The organism is Candidatus Phytoplasma melaleucae, from assembly GCF_030588185.1.
Lineage (GTDB): Bacteria > Bacillota_I > Bacilli_A > Acholeplasmatales > Acholeplasmataceae > Phytoplasma > Phytoplasma melaleucae.
Genome location: NZ_JAOSID010000002.1, coordinates 80,257 through 94,291 on the forward strand (window position 1 = coordinate 80,257; position 14,035 = coordinate 94,291).

Genomic DNA, 14,035 nt, shown 5'->3' on the forward strand with positions numbered 1-14,035 from the left:
TGCTAATTATGCTTGTTTACGAGTATTACGTTGAATATTTTTTGTAAAAAAAGTCATCTGACTTAAATTATATTTTTTATTTTCTCAAATTATTGAAGGATCAGCGATTAACTTATTGTAAGCTTCAACTAATTTATTTTCTTCTTTTAATAAATCAATAATTTTTTTATTAAAAGTTTTAAAATTTAAAGCTAAATGTTAAAAAATAATTTACCTAGTTTTTTTCTAAAAAACATAATGTTTACTTTTAACAACTTGCCGATATATTTTATTTAATAAAGAAGTAATTAAAAGGAATGTTTAATCCTAAAATCTTTTTTTCTTGATCATAAAAAATATCTTTGACATTAGTAGTAGTATGAATATCAGCTAGATTTTGTATTAAATAAATTTCATTAAATATTTCTTACATACGAGATAATATTTTTTATTGTCCTAAAAAAAAGTCTTATTTTTAAAATTAAACATTAATTGTTTTAATTGTTGTTTTTAATTCTTCTAGATTAATTCTTTTATAAGAAAAATCACTAAATTTTATTGCATTTTATCCTTTTTAAGATTTAGTTTTTGAATTTTTATTAATCTTTGATATTAATAATGCGCACCATTTCGTATTCATTTTCTTCCAATAAATCTTTTGATCAACATTAATTGTTTTAATCCAAAAAAATTAAAAATAATTAAATGATAAAATTATTTTGTTTAATTGTTAATTAATATTCATATTTTCTAGCAAAAAATTAATCATAATTTTAAAAACTATTTATTGAAAAATAAATATCAAAAAAAATTGTAAAATATTTTTTTATAAAAAAATATTAAATATTTAATATTTAAAAAATCTTATAGAAAAAAATATTTTATGATACAAAATATTTAAAAAAATAAACAAAATAAGGAGCTAATATACTAATGTTTCAAATTAACCATTTAAATAAAAGTTTTATTAGTAAAAATAAACAAAAAACTACGGTTTTAAATAATGTTTCTTTTCGATTACCTGACAAAGGATTAATTTTTATTTTGGGTAAATCTGGTTCTGGTAAATCAACTTTACTTAATTTATTAGGTGGTCTTGATTTTTATGATACTGGTGAAATTTTGATTAATAATCATTCTACTAAAAATTTTAAACAAAAAGATTTAGATAATTATCGTAACGGAAATGTTGGTTTTATTTTTCAAGAATTTAATTTAATAGAAGAAATGACAGTTTTGGAAAATATTGCTTTGCCTTTAGAATTACAAGGAAAAAAACCTGATATTAATTTAATTGCTAGTTATCTTAGAGAAATAGAATTAACTGGTTTTGAAAGTAGAAAAATTAGTGAACTATCTGGGGGCCAAAAACAAAGAGTGGCTATTTTAAGAGCGATTATTAAAAACCCCAATATTATTTTGGCAGATGAACCAACCGGTAATCTAGACTCAGAAACAGGTCAACAAGTTTTTGAAATCTTAAAAAAACTATCTAAAGAAAAATTAATAATTGTAGTTAGTCACGATTTTGAAAGTGCTTATCGGTATGGTGATCGATTAATTGAGTTAAAAAATGGTCAATTATTAACTGATTTATCTAAAAATGAAAATTTTTCAAAGCAAAAATTAGAATTAAAAAAAGGTCAAGTATTAACAAAAAAACATTTAGAAGAAATTCAACAACAATCTAATAATAATTTTAAAAAATCGTTCGTTTCTACCAAACTTGATAATAACAATATTTCTTCCGTCCAAAAAGAACTTTTACAAATTAAAAGTCATCTAAATTTAAAAACAGCTTTTAAAATTGGCACTAATTTTTTAAAAGTTAAAAAAATATCTTTGCTTTTTGTTTCTTTATTAGGCGCTTTTTTATTAGCATTTTCATATATAGATTTTGTATATATAACATTCTATATTAAATTTTGGAATTTATTAAAAAAAAAGTTCTTAACCGAATTTTTAAATGAAGTTATGTTAATAATGTTAATTATATTTGTTCTAAGTTTTTTTGTTATTGGTGGTTTTGTGAAAAAAAGTATTCAATTTAAAAGAAAAGATATTGGCACCATGCGTTCTTTAGGAGCTCGCGCCCAAGATGTTTTTAAAATTTTTTTTAGCGAAGGTTTTGTGATTTCTGTAATTATTAATATTTTTTATTTTTGTATATTTGTTTTATATTTGAAGAATTCTATCGGTAGGATTTTCATAAAACAAAAGATAGAAGAAATTAAATTATTAGATCAACTTAAGAATGCAAAATCTACTATTAATACAAATTTTACTGACCTTTTTACGCAGCCATGGTTTATGATGATCATCTGTTTTTTATTAAGCCTTTTAATTGTTTTTTCGAGCACTTATTTGCCAATTAGCAAATTAGCGAGGAAAAAACCTATTGATGTTATTTTAAATAAATAACAATATTAAAAATTTACTAAATAACAATATTAAAAATTTACTAAATAACAATATTAAAAATTTACTTTTAAAATAAAAAAATCAAACTATTAATTTTAATAGTTTAATTTTTTTTATTTATTGTTAATTATTGTAAATAATTCAAAAAAATTTTAAGAAAAAACATATCTTAAGTTTTTTAACATTCTATGCATATGAGGCATAGGTAAACCAGAAACAGTAGAAGGTAAATTTTGAATTTGTTGCACAAACGCTTCATTAAAACCATTTATTTGGTATTAATAGCTTCTTTAGTTTGTGCGTAAAATTCAATTTCTTTTTACTTAAAAATATTTAAATAAATTTTATTTTACTGAAATATTTTTAAGTAAAAAAAATTTGTTATTATCTTTTTTAATAGCACAAATTGCTTTTATTTATTGTCTAATTTGCCACGAACATTTTTGTAAACAATAATGTTACTAAATCATTATTAATCGCTTTTGGTAAAATTTCATTATTACAAACAGTCACAGTATCAGCGCCAATAATAAATCCTCTCTTTTTTCTTGAGAAGCGATTTTTTTAGCCTTAGTCATAGCTAGTCTCAAAGCTAATTTTTTAGCAATTTCGTTTTTTAATGATGTTTTGCCAACATTAGAAATTTAATTAATGGATTTAATTTTAGTTTTTGTAAAATTTTTAAACGAAAATATGAATGAGAGGCTAAAATAATTTTCATTAACGTTTCCTTTATAAAAAAATTTAAGATTTGATTATCAATTATTATAAAATTTACCTTTTAAGTTTTTTGTAAAAATATAATTTTTTCTAAATTAATTTATTTTCATTCATATTATATAGAAAAAAATATTTTTAAGAATTTATGATTTACAAATTATTTTAATTTAAAATTAATTATTTTTTCTACTTAATAAACAATATAAAACAAAAATAATAATCTCTAATAATGACAAGAAAATAAAAATATTTAAGGGTGTTAATATTTTATTTGATTCAGTTGTTTCTAGTAAGATCTCTTCATTATTATTTTGTTTTTCATCCACATATTCTGTTAAAAATTCTTTATTGAAGTTATCATCTTGTGTATAAGAAAATCCTTTTAATGCATGTTGAAAATTATCACCTTGTTACTATAACTCTAAAAATAAATTTTTTCTCATTTTCTTGTTTAACTATAGATAAAATAAAATTGTTTATAGTAAGATTTTCATTTTGTCCCTTGATCAGTTAATTTTTCTGACAATAGTTTTTTAATTTCTATAGAACTTTCATCAAATATATAAGAATCGTAAATTTTTGTATCCCATCTAATTTTATATTGTAAAATTTTAATTTTTAGACAAACAAAATCTGTTAATTCTTCTCAAAAATTTATTTTGATCATGATTAATAGTTTTAACCTTCAAAAACTTTATATTTGTATCATTGTTGTTAGTTGCTAGTTATAATACAAAATCTTAAGCTTGCAAATTATTATGTGTATCATTTTGTTTTAAGCGAGCAAGTACTAATTTCTTTAGTATTATTTGATGTTAAATCAAAATTATAAGAATCCGCAATATTTTTTGTTCTTGTTTATATTTTATAAAAAAACTCTATTACTTTTCTTACTAAAATTTCGTACTTAATTCATTGAGCTAAATGATTACATTGATTATATTGTGTTTTCTTTACTAATTATCAAAGTTCGTTTAGCAATCGTTTTAATCGCGTTAGTTATTTATTATGAAAATGAGAGAATTTCCTTTTTGATTGGGAAAGAGGTTTTTGTTTTGTAATTTATTTTTTCTTACTTTGTTCTAGTTTTGTTACAATAGAGGTTTTGGTAATTCTAGATACTTTTATTTTGTTGAGCTTTTGTTATTAAAGATAAAAAAATTGCTGCATTTAAAGAACTTCTTCCCGTTAAAATGCCATCAATTTCTTTTTGTTGGAAAAATAGATCAGCATTGGCAACTGATACAGAACCGCCATAAATCACTCTTATTTTATGGGATATTTCGTGTTTAAAGATTACAGAAATAAGTTTTTTTATTTTTCGTATAGTTTGATTTGCTTTTTCAGGAGTTTCGCTTGTAGATTGGTTTATTGCCCAAATAGGTTCATAAGCAAATATAATTTTAGTTAATGATTGTATTTGAACGTTTTGCAAAATATCGTTTAATTGCTTATTTAAGATTAATTCGGTTTTATTTTGTTTTTTGACTTCTAAACTTTCCCCTATACAAACAATAGGGTACATTCTTTGTTCTAGAACTGATAAAAGTTTTAAATTAGTTATTTGATCTGTTTCGTGAAATAAATTCTTTCTTTCATTATGACCTAATAAAACGTATTTAATTCCTAAAGACTTAATATTTTGTGGTGAAATTTCTCCTGTATAAGGCCCTTCATTTTTATAGAATACATTTTGAGCACCAATTTGTAAATTATCTCCTTTAATTTGATTTAAAGCATCTAGTAAAGTGTTCTGAGGAAGAATGAGGCTTGTTATTTGATTTTTATTAGGGATTTTATTTTGTATGCTTAGAATGTAACTCATAGCTTCTTTTTTATTTTTATACATTTTCCAATTACCAGCGACAATAAATTTTTTCATTTTTTCACCTTAATATTTTTTCTTTTTATATTTTTTAATAGATAATAATTTGTAATATTTTTGTCTTATTTTTCTTATGATTGTTAAACAGGTGATATTCTTGGTTTACCGGTATATAAAAAGCATCTTCTTTATTTAATAAGTAGTGTAATTTCTTCAAAACTAGAATAATTTCTCCTTCTAAAACCAAAAAAAATTCATTTTTTATTGTTTTTGTACCAAATTCTATTTGACCTTCAGGTTGGATATCTATAATCATAGGTTCTATTTTGTGGGTTTGATAATTATGCAAAATATGATAAGTTTTGTTTTTTGTATTTTGATTATTTTTTATTAAATAATCTTCTTTTTTAATTATTAATGGTATATTATGATTTTCTTGCTTAAAAAATGCTGATATATTCGTTTTGAAGACATCTAACAAGAGACATAAAGTTTTAAGCGAAGGAGAAATTAAATTGTTTTCTATTTGTGAGATATAACCACTAGTAACATTGATTTTTATCGATAATTCTCTTTGGGTCAATTTATGTTGTAATCTTAAATTTCTTATTTTAATTCCTATATCCATAGTAAATCCTAAATCCTTTTGGTGTTTTTGAATGATTAATAATTAAATTCAAGTGATATTTGCTTATGTTCCAAATAAGTTAATTAAATTTTTGTACAGTTTGATTTGTTTTATCATGTTTTTTTTGAGTCTAATTTGGGTTTGTTGGTGATTTATTTCTAGTTCTTTTTTGTTTTTTTTATGTTGGAACCACCATATAACTTTGTCTATTAGTGAATATATTTTATTTTTCCATAATATTTGAGAAATTTTTGTATTAGTTTTCTTTTTATTTTTATTAATTTCTTTTAAAAAAATAAGATTTTTGTGTAAGTATTTTTTTTGTTTGTTTTTATGATAAATTAATATTTTTTGGATGTTTGTTTTTTGATTTTTGGTTATTATTTTCTCTTTGAGGAGTTTGATTTTTGATATTTGCTCATAAGCATCTAATTTTTTTTGTATTTTAGAAAATAAATTTTTTCTTTTTTGGTAATATTCTATTTTATTTTTATTTATTTTTTGAAGAAACTCTTTTTCTATTGTATGTGAAGTAAATTCTAGATTTTCTTGAACTAAGTTTATGTTTTCTTTCATTTGATTTAATTGAGTTTTATTTTCTTTTTCATAGGAATTAATTTTTTCTTTTAAGATTTCGGTTTCTTGTTTGTTTACTGTTAATATGTTTTGAATGTTTTGATTATACATTTCTTTTGTGATTTCTATAAATATGTTAGATATATTGTTTATTTGTTTTTGATTTTCTTTTAATGAGTTTATTTTGTTATTCTGTTTTTGATCTTGTATTTGATGTATATAACTTTGAGAAAAGTTGTATTCTTTTTGAAATTGATTATCATATGATTGTATAATACTTATATAATTATGCCAATAAGTAAAAATTTTTTTAGAATAGATATAGTAAAATATTTGGCTAATAAATGAATTAGCATTTTTTAAATTATGAATTTTTTTTAAGCAAATAAATATTTTTTTTTGATAAAAATTATATTTTTGAAAAATTTTATTTTGCTGATATTTTAACTGATCGATTTCTTTCTTTAGTTTATCTGAAATATTTTTCTTTTGTTGTTCGTAGATTATGAAATTTTTTTTATACAATGTTTCTAAGTTACTGTATTTTTTCATTTTTGTTTCAAAAAAATTCAAAAAGAATGTATTTGTGTTTTTATTTTTAAATTTAAATTTATATACTAAAACGCTAATAAAAGAAATGTTTTTTTCATAGAAATTTAAAATGATTTCTTTTACATTTTTTTCTTGTTTAATCATCATTTTATGATGATTATATATCATGTTCTTGAGAAGGTAATGATAGTAGAACTGCTTATCTTTGATATTATCAATGAATATTTGGTATAAGTTGTTTATTTCATCTAACTCTTGTCGAGAAAAGATTTTTTTTGTTTTTGTTCTGTTAAAGATTAACTTATTTAATCTTTTTGTAATTACGCAAAATATTTTTTTTTGTTGATTATGTTTAATGTTTATGTTAAAAATAAATGATATTATATTGCTTAAATTTTTTTTTTGGGTTATGAAATATTGTTCTATTATTTTGTTAGTTTTAATTTTTTCAATTTCAATTTCATGTAAATAATTTTGTTTTTGTTGTCTGTAAATTATATTTTGCAGATTTATTTCATATTCTTGTTTATTTTGTAATTCAGTTAATTGTTTTTTTAGTTGTTTGATTTTTTGATAATTGTTAATTATTTGTTCAAAATATTTAGATTTTAAATTTATTTTTTCTATTTTTAATTGCTTTTTTAATAAAGCTTTTGCGTTTGTTTTTTTTTGTTGCAAAGATAATATCGTTTGGTGGTATTTTAAATCTGCTAATTTTGCTTTTATTTGTAGGCTTTTGCTTAAATAATCAAGTTCTAATTTGTTTTTTTGATTTTCTTCTGTAAATTCTGTTGTCGTAATTTTATTTTGAGTATTTTGGCTTAATAATTTGAGTTCCATTTCTAAACTATTAATTTTTTGTAAGTAGTTGTTTTGAATGATATTTTTTTCTTTTTCTTTTGTAAATAAAACATGGTTGGTTTGAAGATGTTTAGTTTGAGCAAATAATTTATTTTCTTGGTTGATTTTATTTAATTTTTTATGGCAGATAAATTTTAAAATAATATATTTCTGGCGCCAAATATGTAATTTTTTTAAATAAATAAGTTGATTATGATATATCATTTTTATAATAAGCATGATATTTTTGTAGTTTTCGCGGTATATTTGTTTAACAAAAAAAAACATTTGGATTTGATTGTTATTTATTAATAGTTGTTTCTTTCTTGTTATAATGTTTTGTTTTTGTAGAAAAAAATTTTTTGTTTCATCGAAATTTTTATTATGATTGTCTAGTTTTTGTTGGAAAATGTTGTTAATTTGTTTTATTTGATTTATATATATTTCTTGTTGTTTTTTTTCACTGTTCTTTATGTTTTCTTGATTATCTTGGTAAATGTATTCTATTTGTTTAATAGATTCATTAAAAATACATTTTAATTTTTTAATTTTTTCATTTAAAATAACATTTTTTTGGTAGAAGAGTTTATTGATATCTGCTTTTGTTTGTTGATTGATTTGAATAATTTGGAGATTTTTTTTTACGAAAATTTTCTGCTCTTCTTCTTGTTGTAGATTAATTTGATTTTCTAAGTTCTTAAAAGAAGCTAAAGAGTTTTGTAATTGATTATTAGTTATTTTTTTAATGTATTCAAACTCTGAGTTTATTTTTTGTTTTTTAAGAATATCTTTATTTTTTTGTTTATTAATTTTTTGTGTCAAATAAATCTCTTTTTTTTCATTGTTTATTTTGTGTGTTTTTAACATTTTGCGAAATTTATTTTTTAAACTTAATATGTTATGGTGATAATCTATATTTAATTGTTGTATATCGGTAATAATTTTTTTATTTAAATTTTTATGTTTCTGTGTCCAATTTTTATTTGTATCGAATGTTAAAGATTTTATTTCAGTATCTTCAAATAAATTGATGTTCTTTAAATAATTTTGCAAATTAATAATTTCCGATATTAATGAATGATTTGGAAATCTATTCGAGTTATTATTTTTAATTATAGTGGGCAAGTTCTGTTTTGGATTATGATACATTATTAATAAACCTCTTAACATTGATTAGTTAACTATTTTTATTATATAATTTTTGGATGTTCTAGACTTAGAAAATAAATTTTTAATTCAAGATAATAAAAATATTTGAGAATAATAATTCTTGTGCGATAGATCTCTATAAACTTACTAAAAAGACATAATTAAAGAATAGACCTAAATATTTGCTTGTGCTGTTGAAGATTTTTTTGTGTGGTTATTTTTTTTAATCTTATTTTATTAGTTTTAAATGAATAGTCGATAACTAAACCTGTTTTTTTATATTTAAATTTAGCAAATTAGAAAGATCAGAATGACCAGCTCCAAAAAATTCCAGCGTTTACAGAAGTTTGGTCTTGCCATTTGATTTGCCAGAAAAATTAATTGGACTTATTTGTTGGTAGCAGCGATTAGTTTTGTAGGAATTATCATTGTTATTTTAGTAGATAGTTAACTTTATTTAATGTATAACAAGTTGATTCGTGACAGCTCTTTTTTGGTAGTTTTATGCTTTTGCTAACTATTAAACATGTTATTTAAAACACTATATGCAATTTTATAAGAGCTACTATTTTCTTTTTAATTTTTATTTATTATTATATTTTATATCTTTTGCTTGATTTTGAAAACTTCTGCTAAATATATTCTTATTTGTGAAAAATTAAAATTTTCTTTTTAATCTTAATTTTGATCGCTCAAAATCCTTTCCCTTTTGTGAATTTAATTATTTGAATACTCCTTCTGATGAAATTTGTTTTTAGGTTTATTTATCTTTTTTTCTTATTTTGGCCTGATTGTGTTATAATAAAAGTATAAATATAGCATAGCGAAAAAAGTAGTTTTTTGTTTATGATGTTTTTGTGAGTACTTTTCTTCATCATCATGAAATCAACTAACTTATCAATTATTATCTATTCGTTTTGTCAAGTTCAAATGTTATAGTAATATCTAAAAATAAAGATTAGATTACTATATTTGGATCTTTTTTTTGAAGAAAGCAAAGATTTTAATTATGGAAGGTTTTTTGTTAGTTTATAAAGACTCTGGTCAAACATCGCATGATGTTGTGCATCAAATCAAAAAAAAGTTTAGTTTTGCTAAAACAGGGCATACAGGCACTTTAGACCCTTTGGCAGAAGGACTTTTAATTGTTCTTGTTAATAGGGCTACTAAACTCGCTTTTTTATTCGAAAATTTAGCTAAAATTTATAAAGGAGATATCGTTTTTAACCATAATTATGATACTTTGGATGTAACCGGAAGATTAATAGAAAGTAAGGATATTAAACTAAATGTTGAAGTGATACAACAAAGTTTTATGTTTTTTGATAAAAAAAGTTATTGGCAAGTGCCACCCATGTATTCTGCTATTAAAGTGCAAGGGACCAGAATGTATCATTTAGCAAAAAAAAATGTTCAAATTGAATTGACTCCTCGTAAAGTTAATATTTTTGGTTTAAATATAATTTCTAATGATTTATCGAATAATCAAGTAACATTTGAAGCAAATGTATCAAAAGGGACTTATATTAGAAGTTTAGCCAGAGATATTGGTTTTCGAATGAATACTTATGGCGCTTTAAAAACGTTAATTCGAACACAAATAGGCTCTTATCATGCCCAAAAAGCTAAAAATATTCACCAAATATCGTTAGCAGATCTTATTGAAATTAAAACATTGTTTGCTCATTATCCTAAAATAGTTTTAGCAGATTACCTTATTCGACGTATTCAAAATGGTTTTTATTTAGATCAAAGACATATTACTATTAGCAAATCTTTTATTGTTTTAAATCAATATAATAGATGGATTGCCTATTATGAACCTATTAATAGATTTCAATATCGTCCTAGATATTTTTTTTGGTCTAACCAGGTATCTGTTTATTAGTCGATATAAACTTATTTTTTTGCAATTTGCGGATACATGATGATTTACATAATATAGTAATTTTCTTGGGCAGGTGAGTGATTGTAATGAAATATCTTCCTTCATAATGAGATATGAAATCAAATATTTTTTAGCAAGAGTATAAGCAAGCAACTTATTAATCATGTTTATCTCATTCAAGCTTTCTTATCTTAATCATCGCGTCTTGTTTCCGTTAATCTGAAAGAAGATTAAACCAAAACAAAGGAGATGCTCTGTGGATGCGAAAACTCAAACAACAATTTTATATTCATTAATGTTTTTGGAATTTTATTATTTAAGTTATTGGTCTTAGTATCTCAACTAATAATAACAACGAGAAAGAAATAGAAGCAGTTTTAATAATGTAATGTTTTATAAACGAACAAACTTGTTTGAGAATAAATCTTATAAGGCCTTTGAATTATAATCCAGGTCTAAGGGAAGTTAAAAAAAATTATAATAAGACAAAATCCAATATCACACCGGATTATTGTTATTTTAACAAGTGTTATTTTTTGCTTGTTAATTGATTTTCTAATGACTTAAAATATCAATAATCAAGATATTCTCTTAATTTAATTTTGATCAATCGTAATATTTAGCAATAACAATAAAAGAGGAAGAGGCATATTGAGAATGTAAAAAAAAAAATTAGTTAAAGTAACTTTTATATACCAATTACAAAGACTCTCGGCGCCGAGAGTCTTTGTTTAGTGTTTAGAAAAAAGATACAATAAATAAACTAAGAAATAGTGATGAAAATATAGTTCGCTATTGATCGCCCTGTTGAACAGACTTATTAATAAAAAAATAAAAAAATAAAAAATATTCAGAGCAACAAATATTTTAATAAAAAAGTAATTTAAATCCTCATATTATTGATTAATTATCATCTAATTGATCATATAAATCCTCTAATTGATAATATAAATAATTTGAATTTGTTTTTGAATTTGTTGTTAATTTTTGATCATAACCACTTTTAGCAAAAAAACCTAATTTCGTTATGGCAAAATTATTAATTTTAGATGTTTTGTTTTCTAATTCATAAACAACCCGATTATCGATTTTTTGATTAGTCCATTTGCATTCAAAAGCGATAATTTCTTTTTTAATGTGACTAACGATATCAATTTCCATATCTGATTTTTTTATTATCGAAATATCTTGCAATCTCTTTTAAATGATTTTTATTTTTTTTTATTAAAAATTGACGCCATATTTTTTCAAATTAAAAAGAGACAAATTGATCAATTTGAGGAGCTATTTTTTGTTCATAAAATGTTTCATTATTATCAAAAAGATGTTTTTTATTTTCGTTTTTTTTAATAAAAGCAAAATAAAATAAAAAAAATTGATCTTTAATATGATAAAAAGTTTTTTTTGGATTTTCTTTTTCGCCAAAACAAATTTCTTTTCCTACCACATCTATTCTCATTAAAACTTGTAAAAAACGAGTTATTTCAGATGTTCCCCCCCCATTAAAGTACTAATTTTTGATAGTTTAGTAGTTTTGTTATCTTTTAAAATATCTAGTATTTCAATATAATATTTTGGTTGTCTGATATCTTGATTTAGTGTATAAAAAAAATCTATTTGGGTCTAATTATAGTTAGATAAAGCAACTTGAATAACATTTTGTTGAAAAGCTTTCGAAGGGTCTATTTTTTCTAAATAAGTAGGTATGCCGCCAAAAACACTATATAATTTAATTTTATCTTCTGGTTTAAATTGAGGATAAAATTTTGATGCTTCATAATAATCAAAAGGTTCATTTTTTTTTAAAAGTAGTACGCCCATATAAAGGTTTATAAAAAGTATCTGCCTCTTCCATAAGACTAATATGACTACCAGATAAAAATAATTTAATCGAACTTTGAGATAATTTTTGATCAATAATTTTTTGTAATTCTGATAAAATTGGAGAATAATTTTCTAATAAATAGGAAAATTCATCCAACATTAAAACTAATTTTTGTTTTGTGATGGCGACTCTATCAACAATAAAATTAAATAAAGTGTAAAAATCATTAAAAATTATTCCGGAGTATTTAAAAATTCTGATAATTCTTGACTAAGATATTTTAAATTATTTTTTATTCCTGATTGATCAAAACAATAACAAAAACAATGGTGTTTTTTAGCTAATTCTCCTAAAATTCTAGTTTTACCAACTCTTCGACGACCATAAATAATACTAAATTCAAAATTATTATTTGTAATTTTTTTTCTAAAAAGTTTAATTCTTTTTTTCTGCCAATAAAATTCATTTTATTTTTTCTTTGTTTATATTATATTATAAAATTTTTTGTTTTATTTTAAGGATTATTTTCTTTTTTAGTATATTTTTAGTCTTTAACTCAACTTAAGAAAACCATCAAGAAGAGTTTTAGGCTGTTTGGATTATGTCTTTCTTGTAATAATTATTAAAGAAAGAAAAAATATTTTATCAAGGAGTGTGTAAAAAAGATTTTTAAAAAAACTAAAGAAATTTTATTTATTTTTTAAAGATTCGACAGAAGAACATTATAAATATGAACCATTAAAAATAATAAGTATATTTATATCAGTTATAAAAATGCTCTTAATCTTGAAAGAAGTTAAAAAATATAAATTTATTAAAAGATAATTTTTTTCTATAAAATCAATTGAGAATGTTTTTTTCTTAAAAAAATCTAAAAATTAATTTGAATGCAAAAAAACAAAATTATAAATAAAATAACAAGAAATAAAATTACAAAATATAAGAATTTTCTTTTAAATTTTTTTGAATTTGATACATTACTTTAATAATTTTGTTGCGATCAACCTCTTGATATTGTGATTTAATATTATCTGTTAATTTAATAATAGCTTTAATATCATTAATATTATTAACTTTTAAATCATTTTGATCATCTTTTAAATATGGATTTATTTTTACTACTGGAAAAATTAATTTTATTAAATCAAAAAATGAAATATATTCTAAAATTGATATTCCAGAAGATCTAATTGATAATTTTTTTGAAAAAGAAAAAAAATATAAAATTATTTGATTCGAAATTAAAAATAAAAACATCTAATCCATTAAAAAATAATGAATATACTCTGAATGCTATTTATAGTCTTAATGAAAATATAATTTTTTTTAAAACAAATATAAAAACTAATAGTAAAAATAAAAATAGAGGGTTTTGTTGCCCTCTTTTTTTATTTGTTAATAACACAAAAATTATTTCTTCTTATTTTTTTCTTTTAGTTTCTTTTGTTTTTTATAATTAAGAAACACTAATAACAAAATATTGATGATGATTAATAGTTTTTGAGAAATTATTTTTCCTAATAATCATATTCAAGAATTCCATCTTATAACCAATAATTTAATAAGAGAAAGCTGGTCTGATGGTAAATTCAAAGAATATGATCCTATTAATTCTTGGATAATCAAAGAAAA

10 protein-coding genes are annotated in these 14,035 nt (G+C 21.4%); 2 read left to right on the plus strand and 8 right to left on the minus strand.

All coding sequences use genetic code 11. The annotated features are described in order from the left end of the window. Positions 1-912: 912 nt before the first annotated feature. Entirely contained in the window at positions 913-2,400 is a 1,488-nt protein-coding gene (locus OC680_RS00785; RefSeq protein ID WP_304515220.1) for an ABC transporter ATP-binding protein/permease, read from the plus strand. Positions 2,401-4,234: 1,834 nt separating this feature from the next. Here the strand turns inward: OC680_RS00785 and tpiA are convergent. From tpiA to OC680_RS00800, 3 genes are all read right to left on the minus strand, one after another. Next, complete coding sequence (gene tpiA / locus OC680_RS00790) at positions 4,235-5,002, minus strand: triose-phosphate isomerase (protein WP_304515221.1); 768 nt, start codon at positions 5,000-5,002, stop codon at positions 4,235-4,237. A gap of 34 nt (positions 5,003-5,036) precedes the next feature. Next, entirely contained in the window at positions 5,037-5,573 is a 537-nt protein-coding gene (locus tag OC680_RS00795) for a helix-turn-helix domain-containing protein (RefSeq protein ID WP_304515222.1), read from the minus strand. A 63-nt stretch (positions 5,574-5,636) separates the two neighbouring features. After that, positions 5,637-8,690, minus strand: a complete 3,054-nt coding sequence (locus tag OC680_RS00800) for a hypothetical protein (RefSeq protein ID WP_304515223.1) — start codon at positions 8,688-8,690, stop codon at positions 5,637-5,639. A gap of 1,009 nt (positions 8,691-9,699) precedes the next feature. Between OC680_RS00800 and truB the strand changes: the two genes are divergently transcribed. Next, positions 9,700-10,578: a tRNA pseudouridine(55) synthase TruB gene (gene truB, locus OC680_RS00805; protein WP_304515224.1), complete on the plus strand. Its 879-nt coding sequence runs from the start codon at positions 9,700-9,702 to the stop codon at positions 10,576-10,578. A 903-nt stretch (positions 10,579-11,481) separates the two neighbouring features. On the opposite strand, the gene OC680_RS00810 is transcribed toward truB, so the two are convergent. The 5 genes from OC680_RS00810 to OC680_RS00830 form a co-directional block, all read right to left on the minus strand. After that, complete coding sequence (locus OC680_RS00810; protein WP_304515225.1) at positions 11,482-11,772, minus strand: hypothetical protein; 291 nt, start codon at positions 11,770-11,772, stop codon at positions 11,482-11,484. A 58-nt stretch (positions 11,773-11,830) separates the two neighbouring features. Next, positions 11,831-12,025, minus strand: coding sequence for a hypothetical protein (locus tag OC680_RS00815; RefSeq protein ID WP_304515226.1), 195 nt, complete (start codon positions 12,023-12,025; stop codon positions 11,831-11,833). Between the two features lie 176 nt (positions 12,026-12,201). After that, entirely contained in the window at positions 12,202-12,399 is a 198-nt protein-coding gene (locus tag OC680_RS00820; protein ID WP_304515227.1) for a hypothetical protein, read from the minus strand. Then, complete coding sequence (locus OC680_RS00825; protein WP_304515228.1) at positions 12,371-12,562, minus strand: hypothetical protein; 192 nt, start codon at positions 12,560-12,562, stop codon at positions 12,371-12,373. Before OC680_RS00825 ends, OC680_RS00820 begins: the two co-directional genes overlap by 29 nt. A 771-nt stretch (positions 12,563-13,333) precedes the next feature. Next, the gene (locus tag OC680_RS00830) at positions 13,334-13,660 is read right to left on the minus strand and encodes a hypothetical protein (protein WP_304515229.1); all 327 of its coding nucleotides are present in this window, start codon (positions 13,658-13,660) and stop codon (positions 13,334-13,336) included. Positions 13,661-14,035 lie beyond the last annotated feature (375 nt).